The sequence below is a fragment of the Verminephrobacter aporrectodeae subsp. tuberculatae genome, assembly GCF_026127385.1.
Classification (GTDB): domain Bacteria; phylum Pseudomonadota; class Gammaproteobacteria; order Burkholderiales; family Burkholderiaceae_C; genus Acidovorax; species Acidovorax aporrectodeae.
This window is the reverse complement of the sequence record NZ_QZCX01000003.1, coordinates 1058109-1083482: the sequence shown is the minus strand read 5'-3', so window position 1 is coordinate 1083482 and position 25374 is coordinate 1058109. Positions and strand designations below refer to the sequence as shown.

General features: G+C 68.3%; 25 protein-coding genes and 1 pseudogene. 10 read left to right on the top strand and 16 right to left on the bottom strand.

Annotated features, from left to right (window positions below; all coding sequences use genetic code 11):
• Positions 1-21: 21 nt before the first annotated feature.
• The 3 genes from D5041_RS19890 to D5041_RS19880 all read right to left on the bottom strand — a co-directional run bounded on the left by D5041_RS19890 (position 22) and on the right by D5041_RS19880 (position 3827).
• Positions 22-1086 carry a homocysteine S-methyltransferase family protein gene (locus tag D5041_RS19890; RefSeq protein WP_265259158.1) on the bottom strand — a complete coding sequence of 355 codons (1065 nt, stop codon included), beginning with the start codon at positions 1084-1086 and terminating at the stop codon, positions 22-24.
• A gap of 11 nt (positions 1087-1097) precedes the next feature.
• Positions 1098-2594, bottom strand: a complete 1497-nt coding sequence (locus D5041_RS19885) for an NAD-dependent succinate-semialdehyde dehydrogenase (RefSeq protein ID WP_265285564.1) — start codon at positions 2592-2594, stop codon at positions 1098-1100.
• Between the two features lie 282 nt (positions 2595-2876).
• Complete coding sequence (locus D5041_RS19880; protein ID WP_265285563.1) at positions 2877-3827, bottom strand: LysR family transcriptional regulator; 951 nt, start codon at positions 3825-3827, stop codon at positions 2877-2879.
• Positions 3828-3998: 171 nt separating this feature from the next.
• Between D5041_RS19880 and D5041_RS19875 the strand changes: the two genes are divergently transcribed.
• Together D5041_RS19875 and D5041_RS19870 are read left to right on the top strand one after the other, a co-directional pair.
• Positions 3999-4139, top strand: a complete 141-nt coding sequence (locus D5041_RS19875) for a hypothetical protein (RefSeq protein WP_265285562.1) — start codon at positions 3999-4001, stop codon at positions 4137-4139.
• Positions 4136-5074: a YncE family protein gene (locus D5041_RS19870; protein ID WP_010101314.1), complete on the top strand. Its 939-nt coding sequence runs from the start codon at positions 4136-4138 to the stop codon at positions 5072-5074. The genes D5041_RS19875 and D5041_RS19870 overlap by 4 nt, the downstream gene beginning before the upstream one ends.
• A gap of 37 nt (positions 5075-5111) precedes the next feature.
• Here D5041_RS19870 and murJ read toward each other — a convergent pair whose 3' ends face one another.
• The gene (murJ, locus tag D5041_RS19865) at positions 5112-6677 is read right to left on the bottom strand and encodes a murein biosynthesis integral membrane protein MurJ (protein ID WP_010101312.1); all 1566 of its coding nucleotides are present in this window, start codon (positions 6675-6677) and stop codon (positions 5112-5114) included.
• A 247-nt stretch (positions 6678-6924) separates the two neighbouring features.
• Here murJ and D5041_RS19860 point away from each other — a divergent pair, with 247 nt between their 5' ends.
• From D5041_RS19860 to D5041_RS19825, 8 genes are read left to right on the top strand one after another with little or no spacing between them, the layout of a single operon-like run.
• A complete protein-coding gene (locus D5041_RS19860; protein WP_265285561.1) occupies positions 6925-7809 on the top strand; it encodes a glucosamine kinase nucleotide-binding domain-containing protein in 885 nt (294 codons plus the stop codon).
• Positions 7810-7827: 18 nt separating this feature from the next.
• Complete coding sequence (locus D5041_RS19855; protein ID WP_265259154.1) at positions 7828-8562, top strand: GntR family transcriptional regulator; 735 nt, start codon at positions 7828-7830, stop codon at positions 8560-8562.
• 30 nt (positions 8563-8592) lie between these two features.
• Complete coding sequence (gene nagA / locus D5041_RS19850) at positions 8593-9699, top strand: N-acetylglucosamine-6-phosphate deacetylase (protein ID WP_265285560.1); 1107 nt, start codon at positions 8593-8595, stop codon at positions 9697-9699.
• Between the two features lie 8 nt (positions 9700-9707).
• On the top strand, positions 9708-10718 hold the full coding sequence (locus D5041_RS19845) for an SIS domain-containing protein (RefSeq protein ID WP_265285769.1): 1011 nt from the start codon (positions 9708-9710) through the stop codon (positions 10716-10718).
• A gap of 54 nt (positions 10719-10772) precedes the next feature.
• The gene (locus tag D5041_RS19840) at positions 10773-11861 is read left to right on the top strand and encodes a substrate-binding domain-containing protein (RefSeq protein ID WP_265285559.1); all 1089 of its coding nucleotides are present in this window, start codon (positions 10773-10775) and stop codon (positions 11859-11861) included.
• 31 nt (positions 11862-11892) lie between these two features.
• Positions 11893-13416, top strand: coding sequence for a sugar ABC transporter ATP-binding protein (locus tag D5041_RS19835; RefSeq protein ID WP_265285558.1), 1524 nt, complete (start codon positions 11893-11895; stop codon positions 13414-13416).
• A gap of 16 nt (positions 13417-13432) precedes the next feature.
• Positions 13433-14419 carry an ABC transporter permease gene (locus D5041_RS19830; protein WP_010103145.1) on the top strand — a complete coding sequence of 329 codons (987 nt, stop codon included), beginning with the start codon at positions 13433-13435 and terminating at the stop codon, positions 14417-14419.
• Between the two features lie 47 nt (positions 14420-14466).
• Positions 14467-16092 (top strand): glycoside hydrolase family 3 protein, encoded by a 1626-nt coding sequence (locus D5041_RS19825; protein ID WP_265285557.1) that lies wholly within the window; start codon positions 14467-14469, stop codon positions 16090-16092.
• A 17-nt stretch (positions 16093-16109) separates the two neighbouring features.
• On the opposite strand, the gene D5041_RS19820 is transcribed toward D5041_RS19825, so the two are convergent.
• The 12 genes and pseudogenes from D5041_RS19820 to D5041_RS19765 all read right to left on the bottom strand — a co-directional run bounded on the left by D5041_RS19820 (position 16110) and on the right by D5041_RS19765 (position 25326).
• Positions 16110-16379: a Txe/YoeB family addiction module toxin gene (locus tag D5041_RS19820; protein ID WP_010103142.1), complete on the bottom strand. Its 270-nt coding sequence runs from the start codon at positions 16377-16379 to the stop codon at positions 16110-16112.
• On the bottom strand, positions 16372-16653 hold the full coding sequence (locus D5041_RS19815) for a type II toxin-antitoxin system Phd/YefM family antitoxin (RefSeq protein WP_265285556.1): 282 nt from the start codon (positions 16651-16653) through the stop codon (positions 16372-16374). Before D5041_RS19815 ends, D5041_RS19820 begins: the two co-directional genes overlap by 8 nt.
• Positions 16654-16748: 95 nt before the next feature.
• Positions 16749-17744 carry a Bug family tripartite tricarboxylate transporter substrate binding protein gene (locus tag D5041_RS19810; RefSeq protein ID WP_265285555.1) on the bottom strand — a complete coding sequence of 332 codons (996 nt, stop codon included), beginning with the start codon at positions 17742-17744 and terminating at the stop codon, positions 16749-16751.
• Positions 17745-17746: 2 nt separating this feature from the next.
• The gene (locus D5041_RS19805; RefSeq protein WP_265285554.1) at positions 17747-18649 is read right to left on the bottom strand and encodes a polysaccharide deacetylase family protein; all 903 of its coding nucleotides are present in this window, start codon (positions 18647-18649) and stop codon (positions 17747-17749) included.
• A 111-nt stretch (positions 18650-18760) separates the two neighbouring features.
• Positions 18761-18997 (bottom strand): annotated as a pseudogene (locus tag D5041_RS19800) (SDR family oxidoreductase); the annotation flags it as partial.
• 133 nt (positions 18998-19130) lie between these two features.
• The gene (locus D5041_RS19795) at positions 19131-19667 is read right to left on the bottom strand and encodes an SDR family NAD(P)-dependent oxidoreductase (protein ID WP_265285553.1); all 537 of its coding nucleotides are present in this window, start codon (positions 19665-19667) and stop codon (positions 19131-19133) included.
• Positions 19664-20722, bottom strand: coding sequence for a ketopantoate reductase family protein (locus D5041_RS19790; RefSeq protein WP_265285552.1), 1059 nt, complete (start codon positions 20720-20722; stop codon positions 19664-19666). Before D5041_RS19790 ends, D5041_RS19795 begins: the two co-directional genes overlap by 4 nt.
• 12 nt (positions 20723-20734) lie before the next feature.
• Positions 20735-21937, bottom strand: a complete 1203-nt coding sequence (locus tag D5041_RS19785) for an ABC transporter substrate-binding protein (protein ID WP_265285551.1) — start codon at positions 21935-21937, stop codon at positions 20735-20737.
• Positions 21938-21996: 59 nt separating this feature from the next.
• Entirely contained in the window at positions 21997-22704 is a 708-nt protein-coding gene (locus D5041_RS19780) for an ABC transporter ATP-binding protein (protein ID WP_265282874.1), read from the bottom strand.
• On the bottom strand, positions 22691-23455 hold the full coding sequence (locus D5041_RS19775) for an ABC transporter ATP-binding protein (RefSeq protein WP_010101194.1): 765 nt from the start codon (positions 23453-23455) through the stop codon (positions 22691-22693). Before D5041_RS19775 ends, D5041_RS19780 begins: the two co-directional genes overlap by 14 nt.
• Entirely contained in the window at positions 23448-24458 is a 1011-nt protein-coding gene (locus D5041_RS19770; protein ID WP_265259141.1) for a branched-chain amino acid ABC transporter permease, read from the bottom strand. The genes D5041_RS19775 and D5041_RS19770 overlap by 8 nt, the downstream gene beginning before the upstream one ends.
• Before the next feature lies 1 nt (position 24459).
• Positions 24460-25326 carry a branched-chain amino acid ABC transporter permease gene (locus D5041_RS19765; RefSeq protein WP_029554101.1) on the bottom strand — a complete coding sequence of 289 codons (867 nt, stop codon included), beginning with the start codon at positions 25324-25326 and terminating at the stop codon, positions 24460-24462.
• Positions 25327-25374 lie beyond the last annotated feature (48 nt).

The following is a 25374-nucleotide window of genomic DNA, read 5'->3' as shown; positions in this document are numbered from 1 at the left end:
GAAGTCAGCGCCAAGCGGCCCTCAGGCGTCGGCCGGGTAGAACATCTTGCGCGCGGGCATCTTTTCCACGGACAGGGCAATCGCGCGAATATGCTCGGGCGTGGTGCCGCAGCAGCCGCCGAGGATGTTCACCAGCCCCTCGGCGGCGAATTCGTGCAGCAGGCGGCTGGTGATTTCCGGCGTTTCGTCAAAGCCGGTGTCGCTCATGGGGTTGGGCAGGCCGGCGTTGGGGTAGCAGCTGATGAAGCAGTCCTGCGCCACCCGGTTCAGTTCCTGGATGTACGGGCGCATCAGCGTCGCGCCGAGCGCGCAATTGAGGCCGATGGCCAGCGGACGGCAGTGGCGCACGCTGTGCCAGAAGGCCGTGACGGTCTGGCCCGAGAGGATGCGGCCCGAGGCGTCGGTCACCGTGCCGCTGACGATGATCGGCAGGCGCTCGCCGCTGTGCTCGAAGTACTCGTCGATGGCAAACAGCGCGGCTTTGGCGTTCAGGGTGTCAAACACCGTCTCGACGAGCAGCAGGTCGGCGCCGCCTTCGACCAGCGCCTCGGTCTGCTCGTAGTAGGTGGCGCGCAGCTGTTCGAAATCGATATTCCGGGCGCCCGGGTCGTTCACGTCGGGGCTGATGCTCGCGGTCTTCGGCGTGGGGCCCAGGGCGCCGGCGACGAAGCGCGGCCTGTCCGGCGTTGCGTAGCGGTCGCAGGCGGCACGCGCCAATTGGGCCGAGCGCAGGTTCATCTCGCGCGCCAGTGGGGCCATGCCGTAGTCCTCCTGCGCCACGCTGGTGGCGCCAAAGGTATTCGTCTCGATCAGGTCGGCGCCGGCGGCCAGATAGCGTTCGTGGATATCGCGCACCACGTCCGGGCGGGTGATGCTCAGCAGCTCGTTGTTTCCCTTGACGTCGCGCGCATGCGCCTGGAAGCGCCCGTCTGCGCCGTCGGGTCCGGTGTAGCCCTGGCCGCGGTACTGCGCCTCGCCCAGCTTCAGGCGCTGGATCATGGTTCCCATGGCGCCGTCGAGAATGGCGATGCGCCGGGCGAGGATCGCGGGCAGTTCGGCTGCGCGGGTGTATTCAATCGCATGCATCGCGCGTTGGCCTACCGGGTGTTCTGGATATCCCCCAGGCACAGGTATTTGATTTCCACGTAGTCGTCGATTCCGTGGTGCGAGCCTTCGCGGCCCAGGCCGGACTGCTTGACGCCGCCAAAGGGCACGTGCTCGGTCGCCAGGACGCCCACGTTGATTCCGACCATGCCGTATTCCAGCGCCTCGCCCACGCGGAAGATGCGGCCCATGTCGCGGCTGTAGAAGTAGCTGGCCAGGCCGAACTCGGTGTCGTTGGCGGCGGCAATGGCTTCCTGCTCGGTCTTGAACTTGAAAATCGGCGCCACGGGGCCAAAGGTTTCTTCGCGGGCGCAGAGCATGTCGGACGTGGCGTCGGCGAGCACGGTGGGCTCGAAGAATTGGCCCGATCCGAGGTTTTGCAGGCGCCGACCGCCGGTCACCACCTTCGCGCCCTTGGCAACGGCGTCGTCCACATGGCGCTGCACCTTGAGCACTGCAGCCTCCTCGATGAGCGGGCCCTGGTTGACTTCGGCGTCGAAGCCGTTGCCGACCTTGGCGGTCAAGACCTTGGCGGCGAACTTTTGCACGAACTCGTCGTAGACTTTTTCCTGCACGTAGATGCGGTTGGAACACACGCAGGTCTGGCCGGCGTTGCGGTACTTGCTGACGAAGGCGCCTGCCACGGCGCTGTCGATGTCGGCGTCGTCGAAAACGATGAAGGGCGCGTTTCCGCCCAGTTCCAGCGATATCTTTTTCACCGTGGGGGCGCTTTGCGCCATCAGGATGCGGCCCACTTCGGTGGAGCCCGTGAAGCTGATGTGGCGCACCCGTTCGCTGGCGCACAGCAGCTTGCCGATGGCGATGGATTGCTCGCTGTCGGCGGGCAGGACGTTCAGGACGCCCGCCGGGATTCCCGCGCGCAGCGCCAGTTCGGTCGCGGCCAGCGCCGTGAGCGGCGTCAATTCGGCCGGCTTGATGACCACGGTGCAGCCGGCCGCCAGAGCCGGCGCCACCTTGCGCGTGATCATGGCCAGCGGGAAGTTCCAGGGCGTGATCGCTGCGCACACGCCGATGGGCTGCCGCAGCACCAGCAGGCGGCGGTTGTTGTCGAACGTGGGCAGGGTCTCGCCGTTGATGCGCTTGGCTTCTTCGGCAAACCACTCGACGAAGCTCGCGGCGTAGGCGACCTCGCCCTTGGCCTCGGCCAGCGGCTTGCCCTGCTCGGCGGTCATGATGCGGCCCAGGTCGTCCTGGTGGGCCATGAGCAGGTCGTGCCATTTGCGCAGGAGGACGCTGCGTTCTTTGGCGGTCCGCGCCCTCCAGGGGCCCCAGGCTGCGTCGGCTGCGGCGATGGCGGCCTGGGCATCGGCCGGGCCGAGGTTGGCGACGTCGGCGAGCTTGCAGCCGGTGGCCGGGTCGATGACGTCGAAGCGGCTGCTTGCGGTCCGCCACTGGCCATCGATCAGGCCGTCGGTCTTGAGCAGCGTGGGGTCCTTGAGCAGCGTCAGGGGGGAGGTCTTCATGTCCATGGGGTGCTTTCTGGGTCGGTGGGGGGTGAAAGTTAAATGGGGGGCGGGCAGGAATTGGCGCGCGGCCCGCGAGGCATTGCCCGCGTCGTCCCGTCCTGCCGCATTCCCCGTGCCGTCTGCGTCGATCTTACAGGCGCCGGCATGGCTGCGGCAGGGGATTGTCAAGGTGGCAACGGGGGACCGCGGGCGAGCCAGAACGGCCATGCGCCTGTTCGTGCCCGCCACGGGTTTCTCCGGGCGCGGTCGCCCTCGTCTTCTATGCGCAACCGGGTGGCCGCCAAGCTACGCCCCCGCCGCCGCCGCTTGGCTGCGGTGCAGGGCCGACAGGAAATAGCGTGCGGCCTCGGACAGCGGGCGGTCCTGGCGCGTGATCGATCCGAATGCGCCCATCTTGTGCTTGATCTGGCAGGGCAGGATTTTGAGCAGATGGTGCTGGGCGTAGACCGTGACGACCGATAGCGGAAGCACAGCGATCATGGTGGTGTCCGCGATCAGGCGCATCGTGCACAGGATCGACGCGGTCTCGATCAGGCCGCGCGGCAGGGGCGCCTGGAGCGCGCGGAACTCCTGCTCGAGCACCTCGCGCAGGGGGCTTCCCGGGGGCTGGAGTATCCAGGAATACTCCAGCAGGTTGGCAAACGCGACCAGCTTCCTTTTGGCCAGCGGGTGGCCCACGCCGACCACCACGGCCAGCGACTCGTTGTCCAGTGGATGGAAGCAAAATTGCGCCCCGTGTCCCGGCGCCACGCGCCCGATGGCGATGTCGATCGAGCCGTCCTCGAGCAGTTCCACGAGCTGGTCGCTGGTGTCCAGCGTCACCTGGATCGTGACCCGCGGGTAGGCCTTGTTCAGCGCGATGATCGCCGGGTTCAGCCAAGTCGGCAGCGGCGCCATGATGCAGCCCACCGACACGCGCCCGGCGTTGCCCAGTTGCAGTTCTTCGAGTTCGCGCACCATGGATTCCATCGACCCGCGCATGCCCTGGAAAAAGTCCAGCACGCGCTCGCCTGCGGGGGTCAGCCTTTGCCCGCGGCCCTCGCGCGCGAACAGGCGTTGCCCGAGTGCGGATTCGAGTTCCTGAATCATCTTCGTGGCCGCGGGCTGGCTCATCCCCAGTTCGGCTGCGGCGCGGCGCAATGTGCCGTGCTCGGCGAACGCCAGGACCAGCGCCAACTGGCGCATGCGCAGGCGGTTGAAGAGCTGCGAAACAAGGGGATGGCGGTGATCGGGCATACGGCAATGGCTTCTGAGTGACGGGAAAATCCGGGGATAATCGTAAGGCTTAGTTATTGATTGTGTCTAAATTTTGAATTTATGGTCAGCGCCCCTTTCCCGACAATCGGGCCCGGCACCCTGATGCCTCAGACACCTGCCCGGCCTTTGACCCTTGGAATCCACCCACGCATGACACAAGCAGCCAAACCGGTCGTTGCCCTGAGCCTCGGCGACCCTGCCGGAATCGGCCCCGAACGCATGAGCGTCTGGCGCGATCGGGTCGATTTCACGAACGACCATGCGCTCGACCGCTACCAGGGCAAGCCATGACCCGCGACACCCTGATGCTGGTGGAAAAATCCAGCCACTGCCTGAGTTATTACGACCTCGACAGCGGCGCGCGCCTGACCAGCATCGCGCTGCCCGACTTTCCGCATGAGTTCGTCGTCGATTCGCGCCAAGCCTACGCCTACATCGGCCACTACGGCGTGGAAACCGCGGGCCACACGGGGGTCGGCGGCACGCACGTCTTTCAGATCGACATCGCCCGGCGCAAGCACGTGCGCAGCATCGACGTCGCGCCCTTCAACCGCTTGCACGGCATGCAGATGGACGCGCAGGACCGCCTGTACGCGCTGAGCGAGGAGCGCGCGCAACTCGTGGTGCTGGAGCATCCCGAAACCGACAACGCCCCACGGCGCGTCGTGGGCACGGGGGGAATCAAGAGCCACCTGTTTGCCCTGACCCGCGACGGGCAGACGGCCTATGCGCTGAACCTGCTGTCGCACACCGTGACCAGGATCCGCCCGCACGACCCCACCTGCGCCCCCGTGGCCTGCGCTCCGGGTGAGAAGCCCGAAGGCTGCGCGCTGAGCGCGGACGAAAAGACCCTGTACGTGAGCTGCCGCTGGAGCAACACCCTGTGCGCCATCGACTGCACGAGCATGCAGATCAAATACCAGGTGCCCTCGCGCGACGACGCGACGCGCCTGTACCTGCACCGCGACGGCCGGCTGCTCGTGACCAACTATGGCGCGCGCAGCCTGTCCGTGGTCGACCCCGGCAGCCTGCGCGAGCTGGCGCATGTCCCCATGGGCGCACGCGCCATCGCGCTGAGCTTTCACCCCACGCGGCCCCTGGCCTTCGTCAGCCAGGACGACGACCGGCTGGGCTATTTCAACATGCAGACGCTGCGCTTCGAACGCTGGATCGCGACACAGCGCAAACCGGACGTCTCGTACGTGCTCGCGCCCGCCCGCAACTGAATGCCAGCCGCCATGCACGCCAACTTCGGGGCAAAAACTAGCGCCGCAGCATCTGGTGCAGCCTGAGGCCGGTAGCCCGGAGCGCGCCAAAGTACAGCCCCGCAGCCCCGAGCATGAGCAGCGCCAGCAGGCCGGCGCGCCGGGCTCCGGCGGCGCGCAGCGCGAGCCAATCGAAATGCTGCGCACCCCAGAGCAGCCAGAGCGCGAGCACGGCGCTGGCTGCGAACACCTGCAGCGCAAACCGGCCCCAGCCCGGTCGGGGCTGGTAGCTGCCGCGCCGCAGCAATCCCGCGAGCAGCCACAGGGCGTTGACGAGCGCGCCCAGGCCGATCGACAGGGCCAGGCCGGCGTGGGCGATCAGGGGAACCAGCAGCAGGTTCAGCAACTGCGTGAGCAGCAGCACCACGATGGCGATCCTGACGGGGGTGCGCATGTCCTGGCTGGCGTAGTAGCCGGGCGCGAGCACCTTGATCGCCACCAGCCCGAGCAGGCCCGCACCGTAGCCGGACAGCGCCACGGCGATCCGGCCCACGTCGCCGTCGGCCAGTTTGCCGTGGTGGAACAGCGTCGCCACCAGCGGCGTGGAAAACGTGAGCAGCGCCACCGCGCAGGGCACGCTCAGCAGCAGCACGCTGCGCAGGCCCCAGTCCAGCAGCGCGGAGTATTGCTGCGCATCGTCCGCCGCCTTGGCCGCCGCGAGCTGCGGCGTGAGCACCACGCCCAGGGCCACGCCGAGCAGCGCCGTGGGGAACTCCATCAGGCGGTCCGCGTAAAAAAGCCAGGTCACGCTGCCCGGCGTGAGGTACGACGCGATCTGGGTGTTGATCATCAGCGAGATCTGCGCCACCCCCACCCCCAGCAGGACGGGCGCCATGAGCCCCAGCATCCGGCGCACGCCCGGCTCTGCCCAGGCGGCGCGCAAGGTCCCCCAGGTCGTGCCGATGCGCGGCAGCAGGCCGAGCCGTGCGAGCACGGGCAACTGCACGGCCAGTTGCAGCACACCGCCGAGCATCACCCCGCCCGCCATGGCAAAAATCGGCTCCACGCCGCGCGCCTGGAACTGCGGCGCGCCCCACCAGGCGGCGCCGATCATGCAGACGTTGAGCAGCACCGGCGCTGCGGCGGGAATGGCGAAATGCTTCCAGGTATTGAGCACTCCGGCCGCCAGCGCAAGCAGCGACATGCACCCGATGTAGGGGAACATCCAGCGCGTCATGAGCACCGCCGCGTCGTACGCCCCGGCGCTCTGATGCAGGCCGCTGGCCAGCGCCCAGACCAGGACCGGAGCCCCCAGCACCCCCAGCAGGCAGCAAAGCAGCAGCGTCCAGGTCAGGGCCGTGCTCACGGCGGCAATCAGCCGGTGCGCGGCCTCTTCGCCCTGCTGCGCCCGGGTGCTGGCGAGCACCGGAACGAAGGCCTGGCTGAACGCCCCTTCGGCAAAGAGCCGACGAAACAGGTTGGGAATGCGGAAGGCGACGTTGAAGGCGTCGGTCAAGGCGCTGGCCCCGAACACCGAAGCCATCAGCAGATCGCGCATCAGACCCGTCACGCGGGACGCCAGGGTCAGCAGGGAGACGGTGGAAGCGGCTTTGAACAAGGACACCGCCGGGAGTGTATGCGCTCGCTGACACCGCCCGCGGTCCCATACCACAAAAGATAGCTTGTTAAAGTGGACTTGTATTGGTTATACTCCCCGGGCCACGCCCCTGGAGGGCGTGTTTCCTTGACGTATCCAAAGGAAATTCCGGAATGCCAAGCCTTCATGACCCGCTTCTCGAGTATCTTCCTGCGCAGCTGGTATTCATCATCAGAAAATTGGTTTTGTCGCTTCAAGCATTCGGGGCGGCCAGATGATCGACTACTTGGTGGGTGTGGATGGTGGCGGCTCCGGCACGCGTGCGCTGTTGCTGCGGCGCGATGGGAGCGTGCTGGGCCATGGCCAGGCTGGCCCGTCGGCACTGGGGCAGGGGCGGCCGCAGGCCTGGGTGGAGATCCACCGCGCGGTCGATGCGGCCGTGGCCGCAGCCAGGCTGGACGGGTTCGAGGCCGCGCGCTGTGCGCTGGGCCTTGGCCTGTCCGGGGTCCACAACGTGGGCTGGTGCGCGGAGTTCCTCGCGCTCCAGAAGACCTGCGCGGCGCAGCGGGTCTATGGCCGGGTGGAGCTTTTCACCGATGCCTTTGCCACGCTCACCGGCGCGCACGCTGGCCGGCCTGGCGCCATCGTGGTGGCCGGCACGGGCAGCGTCGGCGAAGCCCTGTGCGAAGACGGCGCGCACCTGAGCGTGGGTGGCTGGGGCTTTCCCTTCGGCGATGAAGGCAGCGGCGCCTGGCTGGGCCAGCACGCGGTCCAACTCGCGCACTGGGCCGTCGATGGCCGACTGCCTGGCGGGCCGCTGGTGCACGCCGTGTGGGACCTGTGCGGCGACACGCGCGACAAGCTCTTGGCCTGGTGCGAGGCTGCGGGCCAGTTCGCCTATGCCCGGCTCGCGCCGCTGGTGTTCGAGCATGAGGCCTGCGACCTCGCCGCCGCGCAGCTGCTGCAGCGCGCTGCGCAGGCGCTCGACGCACTGGCGCTCGCGCTCGACGCAGGGCAGCGCCTGCCGCTGGCGGTGTGCGGCAGCATCGGTCAGCGCCTGGCTCCGCGCCTGTCGCCCGCCTGCCAGACGCGCCGCGTGGAGCCCGCGGGCAACGCGGTCGATGGCGCCATCCACCTGGTGCGCCGCGCGCTGGGGTGATCCAACACCTTCGCTGCCATGAAAAACCAGAACCTCGATATCAAGCTCGATCCCGGCAACAGCTCTCCGCTGTATGTGCAACTCGCCCAGATGCTGGCTGAGGGCATCCGCGAGGGCCGCTTCGAAGCCGACGCGGCCCTGCCCTCGGAGCGCGCGCTGTCGGAGTCGCTGAGCGTATCGCGCGTGACCGCGCGCAAGGCCATCGACCAGCTGGTCGATCAGGGCCTGATTGTGCGCAAGCGCGGATCGGGCAACTATGTCGCGCTGCGGCTGGAGCAGCCGCTGTCGCGCCTCACGAGCTTTTCCGAGGAGTTGCGCCAGCGCGGCTACACCCCCCATTCGCGCTGGCTACAGCGCAGCGTTTCCGCGGCGCTTCCCGACGAACTGCTGCCGCTCGGGCTCTCGCCCGGCGCCCGCGTCGCGCGGCTCGAGCGCCTGCGTTTGGCCGAGGAAGCGGTGCTGGCGTATGAGGTGAGCGCCATTCCGCAGAGCGTGCTGCCGAACCCCGAGGCCGTCGATGCTTCGCTGTACGAATACCTCGCGCGCAGCGGGAACGCGCCGGTGCGCGCGCTGCAGCACATCCGCACACTGAACGCCGACATGAAGCTCGCCGAGAGGCTCGAGCTGCCGGTCGGCGCTGCCGTGTTCTTCGTCACCCGCATCGGCTACCTGGCCAGCGGACAGGTGGTCGAGCTGACCCATTCCTATTGCCGCAGCGACTGCTACGACTTCGTCATCGAGATGCGGCGCTGAGCCCTGGACCGCGCACAAGAAACCGCTGACATGAAAATTTCCGGCCACATCCTCACGCCCGACGGCTTCGTGCACGGCGAACTCGCCATGCACGCAGGGCGCATCCAGCGCATCGAAGGCACACCGGTCGGCGTGGACGACGTGCGCGGCAGCGCCGAGCGCATCGTGCTGCCGGGCTTCATCGACATCCACGTGCACGGCGGTGGCGGCCACGACGTCATGGAAGGCGGCGACGCGGCCCGGCATGTGAGCACGCTGCATGCGCGGCACGGCACCACCGCGCTGCTGGCCACCACGATGACCGCGCCGACCTCCGACCTCAGCGTGGCCATGGGCGCGCTCGGCGGCGTGTGCCGCGCACGGCCGAAGGGCGCCGCGCGCGTGCTCGGCGTGCACCTCGAAGGGCCGTACATCAACCCCGGAAAGCTCGGCGCGCAACCCAACTACGCGCGGCCCGCCGCGCTCGACGAACTGCGCATGCTGCACGCGCTCGCGCCGATCCGGCTCGTCACGCTGGCGCCGGAGATTCTCGGCAAGCCCGAATGCATCGACGCGCTGCGCGCCGAAGGCTTCCAGGTGCAGATCGGCCACACGCTGGGCACCTACGAGGACGGCGTGGCGGCGCTGCGGCGCGGCGCGGGCGGCTTCACGCATCTGTTCAACGCGATGACCGGGCTGCACCACCGCGAACCCGGCATGGTGGGCGCGGCGCTGGCGCACGCGCAGTACGCCGAGATCATTCCGGACCTGGTGCACGTGCACCCCGGCGCGATCCGCGTGGCGCTGCGTGCGATCCCGTGCCTGTTTTGCGTCACCGATTCGACCGCCGCCACGGGCATGCCCGATGGCGACTACATGCTCGGCCGCCACAAGGTCAGCAAGTGCATGGGCGGCGTGCGCCTGCCCGACGGCACGCTGGCCGGCTCCACGCTGACCATGGACCAGGCCCTGCGCAACCTCGTGTTCGAAATCGGACTGCCGCTGGACGACGCCGCGCGCCGCGTCTCGACGCATGCCGCGAACTACCTGGGGCAGGGCGAGCGCGGCCGCCTCGCGCCCGGCGCGTGGGCCGACCTCGTGGTGCTCGATCGCCACCTGGACCTGCAATCCGTTCTCGTCGAAGGAGAAGTCATTTGAGTTCGCAAATGCTCGTGGAGGCACGGCAGGCGCCCGCCGCCGTGGCCGATCAACTCGTCGCCGACGCGGCGGCCTATGAGGCGCTGGGCGCGCACCTGCGCGAGCAGCCGCCCACGGGCGTGCTCACCATCGCGCGCGGCAGCTCGGACCATGCGGCGGGCTTCATGGCCTACCTCACGATGGCGCGGCTGGGCCAGTTGGTGACTTCGCTGCCGATGTCGCTGGTGACGCTGTACCGCCCGCGCTTCGCGGCCCGGGGCATGCTGTCGGTGGCCTTCTCGCAATCCGGCCAGAGCCCCGACCTCGTCGCGCCCACGCAGTACTTTCGCGCGCAGGCCGCGCGCACGGTGGCCTTCGTGAACGATGCGCAGTCGCCCCTGGCCGGCGCGGCCGAATGGATCTTCGCGCTGCGCGCCGGCGCCGAGACCAGCGTCGCGGCCACCAAGAGCTTCATCGCGCAGATGGTCGCGGGTGCGCGGCTCGTCGGCGCGTGGGAGGGCGACAAGTCGTTTCGGGCCGCGCTCGCCGATCTGCCGCAGGCCCTGCAGCGCGCCGTCGATGCCGACTGGCAGGCGGCCGTGGAGGCCCTGCGCGACGCCGACCGCCTGTTCGTGATCAGCCGCGGCACGGGCCTGCCTGTGGCGCTCGAAGCGGCGCTGAAATTCAAGGAGGTTTGCGGCCTGCAGGCCGAGGCCTTCTCCAGCGCCGAGCTCAGGCACGGCCCGATGGCGCTCATCGGCGCGGGCTACCCGATGCTGATCTTCGCGCCGCGCGGCCCGGCGCAGGCCGGCCTGCTCGCGCTCGCCGACGAGATGCGCGCCCGCGGCGCGCGCGTGCTGCTCGCGGCGCCGGCGGGCACGTCCGGCTGCGTGCTGCCGCTGGCCGAGGCAGCGGTCGCCGACCTCGACCCGGTCTGCGCGGTGCAGAGCTTCTATCCGATGGTCGAGGCGCTGGCCCGTGCCCGCGGCTTCGATCCCGACCGGCCGCCGCACCTTGCGAAGGTGACGCGGACCCGATGAGCTGCTGACTGATTCCGTGATCCGAACCCCTGACGAACCCCGAAAGGACTGCGCATGAACTCCCTCAAATCCCTGGCGCTACTGGCCTCGTCCCTGGCGCTCGCGTTCGGCCCGCTGGCCGCCGGCGCGGCCGACACCCGGGCGGTGACCCGCACGGTCGGCCCCAACGGCGAGGCGCCAGTGCCGCACACGCAGGTCGTGCTGTCCGCCACGGACCAGGCGGCGGTCCAGACCAAGGGCTACAAGGCCGCGATCCTGATGCACACCAGCTCGGACTTCACGAACGCCGTCACGGCCGGCGCCAAGGATGTGTTCGACCAGCTGGGCATCCGGGTCGTCGCGACGACCGACGCCGAGATGGACAGCAAGAAGCAGCTGACCGACCTGGAGACCGTGCTGGCGCTCAGGCCCGACATGATCATCTCGCTCGTCATCGATCCGGTATCGGCCGCGGTGGCCTACCGCAAGGCGGTGGCGCAGGGCGTCCGGCTGGTCTTCATCAGCAACGCGCCGAAAGGCTTCAAGGCCGGCACCGACTACGCCGGCATCGTGACCGACGACCTGTTCGGCATGGGCAAGAGCGCGGCCGAACTGCTGAGCGACAGCATTCGCGGCAAGGGCGACGTGGCGCTGATGTACCACGACGCCAACTACTACGTAACGAACCAGCGCGACGCTGCGGTGAAGACCGTGCTGGCGGCCGAGCACAAGCAGGTGCGCGTGGTCGCGAGCAAGGGCATCGCGAACCCGAACGACGGCCAGGTCGTAGCCTCTGCTCTGCTCACGCAGAACCCCGGCGTGAAGGCCATCTATGCGCCCTGGGACGCCATCGCCGAGGGCGTGCTCGCCGCCGCGCGCGAAGCGGGCCGCAAGGACCTGCGGGTCGTGACCATGGACCTGGGCGCCGCCACGGTGCTCGACATGGCGAAGGGCGGCAACATGGCCGGCGTGGTGTCCGACCTGCCGTTCGACATGGGCCAGACCCTCGCCCGCATGGGCGCGCTGGCGCTGCTGAACAAGCCGACGCCGGCCTTCGTCACGGTGGACGCGGTGAAGGTGACGAAGTCGAACCTCGATGCGCAGTGGCAAAGGGCCCTGCGTCGCCCGCTGCCGCCGAGCGTGCTCAAGGCGCTCGCCAAGTAAGCGCCGCCTTCCGGACGCAGGAGACAACAGCGTGCAAGCCACTGCCCAGACAGCAGCGCCGCAGCCGCAGCTGGCCATCGAGGCCCGCGGCCTGTGCATCGGCTTCGCCGGCAACGCCGTGCTCAAGGGCGTTGACTTCGTGCTGCGCGCGGGCGAGGTGCACGCGCTCGCGGGCATCAACGGCGCCGGCAAGTCCACACTGATGAAGATACTCAACGGCCTCTACCGCAAGGACGAGGGCGTGATCCGGGTCTTCGGCGAGGAGTGCCACTTCCGCACGCCGCAGGACGCGCGCGCGGCCGGCATCGCCATGGTCTACCAGGACCTGAGCCTGGTGCCGAGCATGACGGTGGCGGACAACATCTTCCTCGGCCACTGGGCCTCGAATGGCCTGGGCTTGATCGACACGCGCGGCGTGGCCGCGGCCGCGCGCGCGCTGCTGGCCAAGGTCGGCGTCGAGGCCGAGGTCTCGCCCGGCGATTTGCTGGGCAGCCTGAGCCCGGGGCAGCAGCAGCTGGTGGAGATCGCCAAGGCGCTATCGACCGACGCGCGCATCCTGATCCTCGACGAGCCGACGGCGTCGCTGTCGAACCACGAGATCGACCAGCTTTTCGCGGTGCTGATGCGGCTCAGGGCCGAGGGCGTGAGCATGGTCTACATCACGCACTACCTGCGCGACATCTTCGAGATCTGCGACAGCGTGACCGTGCTGCGCGACGGCCGGGCCGTGCGCAGCGCGCCGGTGTCGCAGGTCGATCAGGCGCTGCTGATCGCCGAGATGGTCGGGCGCGACGTCGATGCCGCGCCGAGCTGGAGCCGGCCACCGGTGGTGCCGGGCGCGACGCCGCTGCTTGAACTGGAAGGCGTGGGCACGGCGCACGTGGAGAATGTGTCGCTGACGCTTTATCCCGGCGAGATCGTCGGGCTCGCCGGGCTGCTCGGCAGCGGCCGCACCGAGATACTGAAGGCGATCTTCGGCCTCGACCCGGTGCACGGCGGCCGGCTGTTGCTCGAAGGAAAACCGGTTCGCATCGGGAGCCCGCGCGACGCCATCGATGCGGGCATCCACCTCGTTCCCGAGGACCGCCGCAGCCAGGGCCTGGTGCTGGACTTCAGCGTCAGCGACAACACGCTGATGTCGATCCACCGCCAGATGGCTGCGCCGCTGCTGCTCGATCGCCGCCGCTCGCGCGGCATCGTGCAGCAGTTCATACACCAGCTGGGCGTGAAGACCACGGGGCCGGAGCAGATCACGCGCTTTCTGTCGGGCGGCAACCAGCAGAAGGTGGTGGTGGCACGCTGCCTGAGCACCGGCGCGCGCGTGCTGCTGCTCGACGATCCGACCTTCGGCGTCGATCTGCACGCCAAGCACGAGATCATGCGCATCATCGACGCCTACGTGGCGCAGGGCAACGCGGCCCTGTTCGTGTCCACGGAGTACGGCGAGATCGCGAGTTTCTGCGATCGCATCTATATCGTGAAGCAGCGCACCATCGCCGCGCAGCTGCCCGCGCAGGGGCAGTCCGAAGAGAGTCTGCTGGCCGCCGTCCAATAAAACACAAGGGCCCCCCGTGAACACCACCGCCCCCGCAGCCGCGCGCAAGACGCCGGTGAACTGGAGAGACTTCGTCATCTACATCGTGTTCGCCGCGCTGTTCATTTTTTTCAGCGCGACCCTGCACGACAAGGGTTTTCTCGACACCAACAACCTGATGAACATCGCGCGCCAGACCGCGATGATCTCCATCATGGCCGTGGGCATGACCTTCGTGCTGAGCGCCGGCGAGATCGACCTGTCCTTCGGCGCCATCGTGGCGCTGTCGGCGGTGACGGCGGCGCTCACGCTGCAGGCCACCGAATCCATCTGGCTCGCCGTCGGCGCCGCGCTGTTCGCGGGCACGGCCTTCGGCCTGGTCAACGGCTGGTTCGTCGCGGTGGTGGGCATCCCGTCCTTCCTGGTGACGCTCGGCATGACCGGCATCATCACCGGCGTCACGCGCTGGATCACGCAGTTGCAGTCGATTCCGGTGAGCGACGAGCGCTTCGTCTTCCTCTTCGGCTCGGGCGACGTCGGACCGGTCTCGGTGCTGTTCCTGTGGATGCTCGCGGTGGCGCTGCTGGGCCACCTGGCGCTGAACCGCACGCGCTTCGGCAAGGAAGTGACGGCCAGCGGCGGCAACCAGACGGCGGCGCTCTATTCGGGCATCCGGGTCGCGCGCATCAAGCTGCTGGTGCTCGTGCTCAACGCCTTCCTCGCGGCGCTCGCGGGCATCCTGTACGCGGGGCGCTTGCAGAGCGCGCGCTACACGCTCGGCGAGAACGACCTGATGATGGTGATTGCCGCCGTGATCATTGGCGGCACCAGCCTGTTCGGAGGCAAGGGCACGGTGGTCGGCTCGATCGTCGGCGCGCTCATCATGGGCATGGTGAACAACGGGCTCGTGCTGATGGGCCTGAACGTCGATCAGCAATTGATTTTTCGCGGCGTCATCATCATCCTGGCGGTGACGTTCACGATGGGCCAGCTGCGCTCGAAGCGCGCGGCGAAGAAGAAGTAGTAGTAGTAAGTAATAGCAGAGCCAGGAAGCGACACAAGGAGCCGCGCATGAACCCGCTTGCAGACTGGACCCTCGAGCAGAAGGTCGGCCAACTTTTCATCCTGGCTTTCCCGGGCAAGGACGCGCACGCGATCCGCCCGCTGGTCGAGCGCTACAACATCGGCGGCTGCTACCTGAGCCAGGACAACGCCGCGACCTTCGACGAGGCCCGGCGCCTGTGCGCGGACATCCAGGCCATGGCGCTCGCGCGGCCCTCGGGCGTGCCGGCGCTGCTCGGCGTGGACCAGGAGGGCGCCTGGGGCGTGCTGGTGCCGGAATCGACCACCGGGCCGGGCAACCTCGCGCTCGGCAAGACCGGCGACACCGGCCTGACGCGCGCGATGTACGAAATCTTCGGCAGGGAGATGCGCTTTGCCGGCTTCAACTGCGTGCTCGGGCCCTGCGCGGACATCAACTTCAGCACGCGTTCGCCGATCATCGACACGCGGGCCTTCGGCGAGACGCCGGACGAGGTGGCGGCGCATGTGGCGGCGGCGGTGCAGGGCGCGCATCGGGGCGGCATCGCGGCCTGCGCCAAGCATTTTCCGGGGCACGGCCGCACCGACGGCGACACCCACCGCGAAATTCCCGTGGTCGCGAATCCACTGGCGCAGCTGCTCGCGCAAGACATCCGGCCCTTTGCCGCAGCGATCGACGCGGGCGTGGACCTGATCATGACGGCGCACATCCGCTACCCGCAGGTCGATGCCGAACATCCTGCAACGCTGTCGCCCGCGATGCTCAAGGGCGTGCTGCGCGAGACGCTCGGCTTCCAGGGCATCGTGATCTCCGACAGCATGAACATGGGCGCGATCCGCCGCAACTACACGCCCGTCGAGGCCTCGCTGCGTGCGCTGCGCGCGGGCATCGACATGATCATGCTGTCCGAAGAGCACTACGACCACAGCGCCTCCTACGTCGAACGCCAGATCGAAATGATCGAGGCCATCGTGCAGGCGGTGCGCCGCGGCGCGTTCACCGAGGAAGAGCTCGACGCCATCGTCGGGCGCATCGTCGCGTTCAAGCAAGCGCGGCTGATGGCGCCAAGGCCCCCTTCGGTGGATTTCGCCGTCCATCGTGCGCTGGAAGCGCGGGCCGCAGAACGGGCCGTCCTGGTGCGAACGGACGTGCACGGCTTGCTGCCGCTGAAGCCGGGGCAGCGCCTGGTCGTCGTGCAGACGGTCACGGACGCCGACTATTGCAATCTGATGAACGTTCGGGGCATCGGGCCGAACCAGGCGGTTCCGGCTTTCTCATGCTTCGTTGACGAGCTTTCCCGAATCTGGCCCCGCGCCGCATGGAGGACCTTGGGCGCGCAGGAGGCCATCGCCGAATTCTCCCGCGAGGGCAGCATGTCCGATGGCGAAGTGATCGTTGCCGTGACCGAAAACTATCCCTTGCCAGGCGAGGACTTCCAGGGAGCGGCTTCTCAGAGGCAGGTGCTGGACCTGATCTTTTCGCTCCTCGCCGGGCGCACGGTCGTCGTGGGCCTGCGCAGCGCCTATGACGCGGTGCATTGGCCGGCCACGGCCTGCGGCGCAACGCACCTGGCCGCCTACTCCAGCCGGGAGTGTTCGGCGCGGGCCGCGGCGCGTATTCTTTGCGCCCCACGCCCGGCTGTGTCGCTGTCATGAGCCACTCAATGAGTTGCTCAGTAGTGGTAGCGCCCTTGCAGGAACTCGACGCGGTCCCCCTTGACCAAGTAAACGCAGCGATGTTCTTGGGTGATGCGACGCGACCAGACGTCGGCGCCAAGGTATTTCAGCGGTTCCGGTTTGCCGATGCCATCGAATGGGTCTTTGAGGATGGCTCGGACCAGTTCAAGCAAACGCTTGGCTGTCCTGCGATCAGTCTCGACCCAGTGCTGAAGGTCTTCCAAAAATTCAGGATGGCAAACCGCGACACGATCATCCTCACGCATCAAGCCCCACCTGTTTTTGCAAATCGATCAGAGCGGTCGGCTCGATAGCGTCCGAACGCGCGCGGGCAAGTGCAGTGAGCAAACGCTCTGCATTTTTTGCGGATCGCAACAGATGGGCCGTCTCGACAAGGCTTTCGAGTTCGGTGGCGGCAATCATGGCCACGTCTCCACCCGTACGACGACGCACCACGATCACTTCGCAGTCTTCGACCGCACGATCCATCAGCGTTTTGAGCTGCTCTCGTGCTTGGCTGTAAGTGGTTTCTATGGTCATGACGTCCCTTTCAACTTGTACAGAAAAATTGTACAGAAACATTGTACATGGACCCCTTGGACGCGCTCGGTCGAATACCGCTGCGCCCGCGGCGCTCAACCCAAGGACATCCTCATGCTGCGCACCAGCGGCACCCAGGCGTCGTACTCTTTCTTCATGAATTCCTGCACCTGGCTGCGGTTCATGGCCGGATAGGGAACGACGCCGGCCGCCTCGATCTGCCGGGTATTCGCGGGGGTGCTCAGTGCCTTGTTGACGGCGGCATTGAGCCGATCCAGGATGGCCTGCGGCGTGCCCGCGGGCGCCCAGACCGCGTTCCACGTGTAGGCGCGCAAGCCCGGCAGGCCGGCTTCGTCGAAAGTCGGCACCTGCGGCAGCGCCTGGATGCGCCCGGAAACGGCGACCGCGATCGCGTTCAGCCGCCCGGCCCGGATCAGCGGCGCGACCACCGAGGGCGCGTCGATGCTGAAATGGACGTTGCCGGCCATCAGGTCGGTCATTGCCGGCGCCGAGCCCTTGTACGGGACATGCTGCACGTCAACGTCGGCCATGCGGACGAACCGATGGCAGGCGATATGGCCCGAGGTGCCGTTGCCCGCCGACCCGTAGCTGAACTTGCCGGGCTGTGATTTGAGCTGTTTCAGCAGCTCGGTCAGGGTCCGGATGCCGCTGCTCGCCGGCACCACGAGGACCAGCGGCACTTGCACCGTCAACGCCACCGGCGCCAGGTCCTGCACCGGGTCATAGGCCAGCTTGTGGTACAGGCCCACGTTGAGCGCGTAGGTCGATAGCGTGCTGTAGGCCAGGGTGTAGCCATCCGGCGCCGTCTTGGCCACGCTCTCGACGCCGATGTTGCCGCCGGCACCGGACCGGTTGTCGATGACGATCGCCTGGCCCAGGTCGTCCGCCATCGTCTTGACCAGGATGCGCGCGATCAGATCGGTGTTGCCGCCGGCCGGGAACGGCACCACCAGTTTGATCGGCTGAGCGGGCCAGGGGTCGGCAGCGCACACCAAGGTGCGCAGCGGTGCCAGCGTGGTGAGCGCTGCGGCCTGGAGCAGGTGGCGGCGGGAGGAAGACGGATGCGGCATGTTCAGCCCCGGGTTGCGCTCTCGAAGTGGGTGTTGATGGAATGCGCGGGCACGCGATAGAGGTCGCGGTTGGGCGACGCGGCGTGCCAGGCGGCCACCTCGTCGGCGCGGGCCCACCAGACCTGCGGGTCATGCCGGATATGCGCTATCAGCTTGCGCAGCAGGCGCAGGCGCTGGCTGCGGCCGGAGATCCAGTCGTGCAGGGTCACCATGAACAGGCCGCCGGTTTCCCGCACGCCCTCGAATTCCTCGATCCAGCTGTCCAGCACGGCGCCCGGGTTGGCCGGATGGGTCTTGTCGCGCGGGCTATTGGTATAGCGGAAATAGAGCGCGTCATCGACCGTCCACTGCACCGGCACCTCCACCATGTTGCCCACGTGGTAGGGGTGGTCGAAGCCCATCAGCGAGCTGTCGTAGGAAACGCCGCGCCGCTCCAGCGCCTGCAGAAAGTCGGACGTCATCTCCCACGATGGAGCGCGGTGGCCCAGGCCGCTCAGGCCGGTCTGGGTGCAAAACAGTTCCTGCGCCATGACCAGGTAGTCCTCGGCCTGCGCCACCGGGATCGCCTCGATCCGCTCATGGTAGTAGCCGTGGTGGGCGATCTCGTGCCCGCCTTCGAGCAGGAACGGCAGCAGCCCGGGGTAGGTCTGCGCGACCACGCCCGGCACGTAGAAGCTCCCGCGGATGCCGTACTCGGCGAACAGGCGGACCACGCGCGCGAGGCCCTGGCGCGGGCCAAAGCGGCGCTGCTCGATCTCGCCGAGCTGCTGCACCTGCTGGCCGCGGTGGAGCCACAGGAACGGCGACTCCGCGTCGAGGTCGAGCGAGAACACCACCGCGCAGCGCTTGCCTGCCGGCCAGTGGTATTCGGGGTAGTTGATCGTGGGGTGCTCGTGCATGCGCATGGCGGGCTTTCAGGGGGATGATTGTGTGGATGCGGTGCAGGCTTCGGAGCGGGTCGGCAAGCAAGGCGCGGGCCAGGGCTCCATCGATGACTGCCCGCAGCAGCGCGTGATTCATGTGGGCGCGCGCCGGTTGATTCCGTTGCCACCATCCACCGCGATGGTCTCGCCGGTGATGAAAGCGGCGGCCCCGGAGCACAGGAAGGTGACCAACTGGGCCACTTCGCCGGGCTGCGCCAAGCGCCGCAGCGGCACGTCGGCGCCGACCCGCTGCAGGTGCTCGGCCGGGACGCCGTCGCGGGTGGCAGCGCGCAGGCCCGGGCGCACCGCATTCACCCGCACACCGCAGGGACTTAGTGTCCTGCCCCGGAAATATCAGCACATGAAACTGCGCCTTTCACGCCATGGCGGCGTTGCAAATCCTCGCGATACCTAAGGGTATCGCTGCGGTTTGCGCCTTGCCATGACGCGAAATGCATCAGTTTCATTTTGTGCTGATATTTCCGGGGCAGAACACTAGCCGAACGGCAAACGCGCGCGTGAGCTGTTCCAGCGCAGCCTTGGACGCGCCGTAGACGGCGCCGTTCTCGCGCACCACGCTGGCAGCACCCGAGGAGATGTTGCAGATGGCCCCGGCACCACGCTGCGCCATCGCGGCGCCGATGCGCTGCATCAGCCGGAACGGCGCGCGCAGGTTCACGCCGAGGATGGCGTCAAAGCAGTCCAGCGGGGTTGCGAGCAGATCGACGAAGGGAAACAGCCCCGCGTTGTTCACCAGGACGTCGGGGACGCCATCGGCCAGCAACCAGTCGGCGAGCGCGTCCGTGCCCGCAGCCGTGCGCAGGTCGACCCGCAGGTAGCGCCAGCCGCCGTGCGGCAGCGTTGACGCGCAACTGGCCTGATCGTCGCTCAGCAGCAGATTGGCGCCACACCGGTGGAACGCTGCCGCCAGATCCCTTCCGTAGGCGCCCGCCGCCCCGGTGATGGCGACCTTCTTGCCGTGGTATTCGGGAGCGCTCATGCCGGCGGTTCCCATGCCTGCACGGCGGCGGCGAATTCGACCAGGTTGGCGCGGGCCATGTCGCGGCGGCGGTCTTCGATCTCGTGGACCCGGCGGATCAGCTGTTCCGTGATCGGGGCGTTCGCGCCGCGGGACTGCGCGATGCGCACGATTTCGCCCATCTGGCTGTCCACCTCGGTCCTGCGCTGGCGCACCGCCAGATCGCGCCAGACACCGCTGCGCTGCTTGCCCGAATGGCGGTAGTGCTGCGCCATGCAGTCCAGCGAATGCGCCGCTGCGGCTGCGCTGGCGCCCGCGCGGAAGGCGGCAGGGTCGAAACCGTCGAAGCCGAGCGGCTGCACACCGGCCAGGTCGGCGACCCCGATCACCTCGCGCGCAAGCGCCACGAACAGCGGGCGGTGCTGTGGATCGGCGAGCGACTCGCTCATCGGCTCGTTGGCCAGCGCCGTGGCGAACAACAGGCTGCCGTAGGCGAGCTTGCCCCATTTGAACGGCCAAATGTCCGGCACCGCCGTGGTGTCGCCGTCGAAGGCCCGCAGCAGTTCGGCGAGCGCGGTGATCCGTGGCGTCAGGCCCGGACGCAGCTCTCCCAACTTGAGGGCACCGCGGTTGCCATAGCCGATGCGGCCTGGCGCGAGGTAGTCCGCGGCAAAGTTGACGCAGCCGGCGACCGTGCGGTGCGCGCCGACGCTGCCGGCGATCAGCGTTTCGTTCAGGCCGTTCTGCAGCGATACCACCACGCCGTCGTCGCTCAGGTGCGCCAGCAATTGCGTGAGCGCGGCACGGGTGTGCTGGGCCTTGACGGCCAGCAGGATGCAGTCGTGGCGGCCCCTGAGTTCGGCCGGGGTGGCGGCATCGACCCGTTGCGTGCATTGCACCACCGGGCCTTCGATGCGCAGACCGCCGGTGCGGCTGGCCTGCACGTGGTCGGCGACGATGTCGACCATCTTCACCGGCACACCGGCGCGGGCCAGGAGGGCCGCGACGCAGCCGCCGATGGCGCCGCCGCCCCAGATGAGGATGGGGGAGTGCGCATACCACTGGCTTGCGGCCATGGTGCGGCCTGCTCAGGGGCTGCCCTTGGTCAGCCCGGGCAGGCTCAGCCGCTTGATCTTGCCGCCTTCGACCGCGGCCGCCAGGGGATTCGTCAGGGTGCCGCCCACGCTGTCCACGCCCTGGAGGTTGCCGGCGTTGATCGTCTCGGGCAGCTGCGCGAGTGCCTCGCCGATCTTGGCGCGGATGGCTGCGGCGTCGCGCGTGCTGCCCGCGAGCTTCATCGCTGCGGCCAGTGCGTGCACCAGCGTGTAGTTGTAAGAGGCTTCGGTGGTCGGGTCCTTGTCCGCGCCGTAGGCCCTGTGGTAGGCCTGTACGAAACGCCTCGGTCCCACGCGCTCGTCGTAGGACACCGGGAGCACGCCGATCGAGCCCTCGAGCGGCGCCAGGCCGCCGGTGATCTTGGCCATTTCGTCGATCTTGACCTGGTCCATGAGCAGGAAACCGCCCTTGAAGCCGAGTTCGCGCGCCTGCCGGACCACCAGCGCGGTGGGCTCCGAGGGGCCGCCGACGAACAGGACGTCGGGCCTTTCCGCGAGCACGCGGCTCACGCCGCTGTAGAAGTCGGTCGAGCGGTTGTAGGACATGGGGTTGTTCGAGACGACCGTTCCACCGGCCCTTTCCCAGGCCGGCGCAAAGAGCTGGGCCCAGTTCTTCGCGTACTCGTGGTCGCCCGGCAGCAGGCCGACCCTTTTGCCGAAGCGCTGCATCTGGTAGTGCGTGAAGGGCTCGATGTAGGTGTTGAAGGTGGGCGGGATGCGGATGGTCAGCTTGTTGCCGGTCCCGGTGATCTTGGGCGTGCTCGAGTACGCCATGACGATGAACTTCTCCTGCTCGTTGAAGGCTTGCAGCGCGTACACGCCGCCCGAGTGCGGGACGAAGACGGCGGGCGTCTGGTGCTGCTGCACCAGGCGGCGCGCGTTGATCGCGGCGTCGGCGGGCGCGTACCGGTCGTCGAGCGCGACGAGTTCCATCCGGTACTTCTTGCCGCCCACTTCCAGGCCCGCGGCGTTGACCTCCCGGATCGCCATCTCCAGGCCGTTGACCACGTTCCTGCCGTACAGCGCGGCGCCGCCGCTGAGCGGGCCGGTAAAGCCGATCTTCACGCGCTCCTGCGCGCACGCGGCGTCGCTGCCCAGGGTGGCCAGCAGCGCGGCGGCCAGCGGCAGCACGCCGAGTCTGCGGCGGCCGGGGCGAGGAGGGGAGGGGCATGCCATGGCGATGTTTCCTGAAGTCGGGTGGGAAATGTACCGCGCGGGACAGAATGACCGGCCGCTCAAGCGCCGATATACGCCGCGCGCACGGCCTCGTTGTGCAGCAGCGCATCGCGCCCGCCTTCGAGTGCGATGCGCCCGCGCTCGAGCACGTAGGCGCGGTGCGCGATGGCCAGCGCCAAGCAGGCGTTCTGCTCGGCCAGCAGCACCGTGGTGCCCTGCTGGTTGATGCGCTCGATGACCGCGAACACCTGCCGGACGATCAGCGGCGCCAGACCCAGCGAGGGCTCGTCGAGCAGCAGCACCTTGGGCCGCCCGAGCAGCGCGCGGCCGATGGCGACCATCTGCTGCTGTCCGCCCGAGAGCGAGCCCGCGGGGACGTTCTGCCTGTGCGCAAGCATCGGGAACAGCGCGAACACTTCGTCGAGCATGCGCGCGACGGCGGCCTTGTCGCGCCGGTGCAGGTACGCGCCGAGGAGCAGGTTCCGGCGCACCGAAAGCAGCGGGAACAGCTTGCGGCCCTCGGGGCAGTGCACCAGGCCCGAGGCCACGATCTGCGCCGGCCGCCGGCCCGTGATGTCCTTGTTCTCCAGGCGGATGCAGCCCGCGCTCGGGCGCTGAATTCCGCTCGCGGCCATGAAGATCGAGGTCTTGCCCGCGCCGTTCGCGCCGAGCAGCACCACCAGTTCGCCGGGCGCGGCGTGCAGCGTCACGTCGCTGAGTGCGCGAAAGCTGCCGTAGTGCAGGTCCACGCCCTCAAACCGCAGCATGCGCGGCTCCCAGGTAGGCTTCGATGACCCGCGGGTCGCGGCGGATTTCGGCGGGCGTTCCTTCGGCGATCTTGGCGCCGTTGTGCAGCACGACGATCTTGTCGGCGAGCTGCATGACCATGTCCATCTTGTGCTCGATCAGGCACACGCTCTTGCCGTGCGCCACCAGCTTGCGGATCAGCGCCGCCAGGCCCACGGTCTCCTGCGGGTTCACGCCGCTCGCGGGCTCGTCGAGCAGCAGCAACTGCGGGTCGGTGGTCAGCGCCAGCGCGCAGGCCACGCGCTTGCGTTCCTCCTGCGTGATGTCGGCGGCGCTGCGCGTGGCGACGTGCGCCAGGCCGACGAAGTCCAGCGCCTCCTGCGCCTTGTCGCGGCAGCGTTTCTCCTCCGCGCGCAGGCGCTGGCTGCCGACGAGCACGTCCCACAGGCCCGAATGCGTGCGCAGGCGGTGGCCCACGATCAGGTTGTCGAGCACGCTCGCGTTGTCGAAGAGCTGCGTGCTCTGGAAGGTGCGCGCGATTCCCAGGCGCGCCACATGGTCGGGGCGCATTCCGGTCACGTCGCGGCCTTCGAAGCGGATGCGGCCCGCGCTCGGCCTGTGCGTTCCCGCGATCAGGTTGAAAAACGTGGTCTTGCCGGCGCCGTTGGGGCCGATGATGGCGCTGATCTGGCCGCGTTCGAAGCGCGTGCTCACGCGGTCAACCGCGGTCAGGCCGAGGAAGCGCTTGCTCAGGGCGTCGATCTCAAGCATGGGGCGGCGCCGGTGTTTCGGTCGCAAAGGGGGAGGACGCGGTGGAGCGGCCGCCCGACGCTGCGCGCCGCGCACGGTGCCGGAGCCAGCTGCCCACGATGCCGTCGGGCAGGAAGATGATCAGCACGACCAGCAGCGGGCCGAACACCAGCATGCGGTAGTCCTGCAGGAACTGCAGGCTCTGCGTCAGCCCGGTCATGAGGCAGGTGCCCACCAGCGGCCCGAGCAGCGTGCCGATGCCGCCCACGAGCATGAACATCACGAGATCGAAGGTCAGGGACTCGCTGGCAAGGTCGGGTCCGAGAACGCGCACCTGCCCGGCGTAGAGCCCGCCTGCGAAGCCGGCGTAGAGCACCGACAGCACGAAGGACAGCGTCTTGGTGCGCATCAGGTCGATTCCCAGCGCCTCGGCCAGCGCGTCGCCGTTGCGCACCGCGATGAAGCTGCGGCCCAGCAGCGAGCGCACGATGCGCGCCATGACCCAGATGCCCAGCGCCAGAAAGGCCAGCGCCAGGTAGTACTGCGCCAGCGGCGTGGCAAACTGCAACGGCCCGATGCCCGGGGGCACGGGGATTCCCATGATTCCCACCGGACCGTGCGTGAGGCGCTCCCACTTCTCGATCAGCAAAAACAGGATGTAGCCCACGCACAGCGTGAAGATCGAGAAATAGTGGCCCCTGAGCCGCAGCGACAGGACGCCGATGAAAAAGCCCAGCAGCGCCGTGACCCCGCCCGCGAGCACGAAGGCGATCCAGAACGGCAGCTGGTGGTCCACCGTGAGGATTCCCACCGTGTACGCGCCCACCGCCATGAACGCGCCGTGCGCGAGGTTCAGCTGCCCCGTGTAGCCGGTGATGAGGTTCAGCCCCAGCGCGGCGATTCCCATGATGCACGCCTGCGTCGCCACCGAGATCAGGTAGCTGCTCTGCGCCAGGAGCGGGAACACGAGCGCGCCCAGCGCGAGCAGCGCCCAGCCGCAGCGGCCCTGGAAAAGCGCGCCCATGTCAGCCGGCTCCCCGCGGCGCGAACAGGCCCTGCGGGCGCAGCGAGAGGATCACCACCAGCAGCACGAAGGCGATGAGGTCCTTGTAGTCGGTGGAAAAATAAAAGCTGCCGAAGCTCTCGGCCATGCCGATGATCAGCCCCCCCGCGATGGCGCCCGGAAAGCTGCCCATTCCGCCCAGGATGATGATCACGAAGGCCTTGGTGATCACCAGGTGGCCCATGTGCGGGTACACGAGGTTGATCGGCGCGTAGAGCACGGCGGCCACGGCCGCGAGCGCGCCCGAGATGGCGAACACCAGCAGCGTGACGCGCGTGGCGTCGATTCCCACCAGCGCCGCGCCCTCGCGGTTCTGCGCCAGCGCGGCGATGCTCGCGCCCAGCAGCGTGTGGTTCAGGAACAGGTGCAGCAGCGCCATCAGGCCGAAGGCGCTGGCGATGATCAGCAGCCGTTGCAGCGGCGCGGTCAGGCCGAACACCTCGACGACCTGGCCGTAGGGCGTGGGCATGCGCTGGAAGTCGGCACCGAACAGCGCCTGCGCGCCGGCCTCGAGGAACAACAGGACGCCGATGGCCGCGATCATGTCGTGCAGTTCGGGCGCGTTGCGCAGCGGATGGAACACGAGCCGCTCGGCGAGCATCGCGAGCGCCGCCCCCACGGCCGCCGCGCCCGCCATCGCCAGCCAGTAGTTCAGGCCCAGCGCCGTCATCAGGTAGTAGCCCACGAAGGCCCCGGCCATGTAGAAGGCGCCATGCGCGAAATTCGGCACGTGCAGGATGCCGTAGACCAGCGTCAGCCCCAGGGCCACCAAGCTGTAGACACCGCCGACGGTCAGGCCGTTGAGCAGTTGCTGAAAAAACAATCCCACGTCGTCCTCTCGCGCACGAAAGCCAGGGCCATTGCAGTCGGTGCGGGA

Excerpts from the sequence above, each read along its gene's own strand:
- D5041_RS19890 (WP_265259158.1), bottom strand. The coding sequence starts at position 1,086 with ATGCATGCGATTGAATACACCCGCGCAGCCGAACTGCCCGCGATCCTC.
- D5041_RS19885 (WP_265285564.1), bottom strand. The coding sequence starts at position 2,594 with ATGGACATGAAGACCTCCCCCCTGACGCTGCTCAAGGACCCCACGCTG.
- D5041_RS19880 (WP_265285563.1), bottom strand. The coding sequence starts at position 3,827 with ATGCCCGATCACCGCCATCCCCTTGTTTCGCAGCTCTTCAACCGCCTG.
- D5041_RS19875 (WP_265285562.1), top strand. The coding sequence starts at position 3,999 with ATGACACAAGCAGCCAAACCGGTCGTTGCCCTGAGCCTCGGCGACCCT.
- D5041_RS19870 (WP_010101314.1), top strand. The coding sequence starts at position 4,136 with ATGACCCGCGACACCCTGATGCTGGTGGAAAAATCCAGCCACTGCCTG.
- D5041_RS19860 (WP_265285561.1), top strand. The coding sequence starts at position 6,925 with ATGATCGACTACTTGGTGGGTGTGGATGGTGGCGGCTCCGGCACGCGT.
- D5041_RS19855 (WP_265259154.1), top strand. The coding sequence starts at position 7,828 with ATGAAAAACCAGAACCTCGATATCAAGCTCGATCCCGGCAACAGCTCT.
- nagA (WP_265285560.1), top strand. The coding sequence starts at position 8,593 with ATGAAAATTTCCGGCCACATCCTCACGCCCGACGGCTTCGTGCACGGC.
- D5041_RS19845 (WP_265285769.1), top strand. The coding sequence starts at position 9,708 with ATGCTCGTGGAGGCACGGCAGGCGCCCGCCGCCGTGGCCGATCAACTC.
- D5041_RS19840 (WP_265285559.1), top strand. The coding sequence starts at position 10,773 with ATGAACTCCCTCAAATCCCTGGCGCTACTGGCCTCGTCCCTGGCGCTC.
- D5041_RS19825 (WP_265285557.1), top strand. The coding sequence starts at position 14,467 with ATGAACCCGCTTGCAGACTGGACCCTCGAGCAGAAGGTCGGCCAACTT.
- D5041_RS19820 (WP_010103142.1), bottom strand. The coding sequence starts at position 16,379 with ATGCGTGAGGATGATCGTGTCGCGGTTTGCCATCCTGAATTTTTGGAA.
- D5041_RS19815 (WP_265285556.1), bottom strand. The coding sequence starts at position 16,653 with ATGACCATAGAAACCACTTACAGCCAAGCACGAGAGCAGCTCAAAACG.
- D5041_RS19810 (WP_265285555.1), bottom strand. The coding sequence starts at position 17,744 with ATGCCGCATCCGTCTTCCTCCCGCCGCCACCTGCTCCAGGCCGCAGCG.
- D5041_RS19805 (WP_265285554.1), bottom strand. The coding sequence starts at position 18,649 with ATGCGCATGCACGAGCACCCCACGATCAACTACCCCGAATACCACTGG.
- D5041_RS19795 (WP_265285553.1), bottom strand. The coding sequence starts at position 19,667 with ATGAGCGCTCCCGAATACCACGGCAAGAAGGTCGCCATCACCGGGGCG.
- D5041_RS19790 (WP_265285552.1), bottom strand. The coding sequence starts at position 20,722 with ATGGCCGCAAGCCAGTGGTATGCGCACTCCCCCATCCTCATCTGGGGC.
- D5041_RS19785 (WP_265285551.1), bottom strand. The coding sequence starts at position 21,937 with ATGGCATGCCCCTCCCCTCCTCGCCCCGGCCGCCGCAGACTCGGCGTG.
- D5041_RS19780 (WP_265282874.1), bottom strand. The coding sequence starts at position 22,704 with ATGCTGCGGTTTGAGGGCGTGGACCTGCACTACGGCAGCTTTCGCGCA.
- D5041_RS19775 (WP_010101194.1), bottom strand. The coding sequence starts at position 23,455 with ATGCTTGAGATCGACGCCCTGAGCAAGCGCTTCCTCGGCCTGACCGCG.
- D5041_RS19770 (WP_265259141.1), bottom strand. The coding sequence starts at position 24,458 with ATGGGCGCGCTTTTCCAGGGCCGCTGCGGCTGGGCGCTGCTCGCGCTG.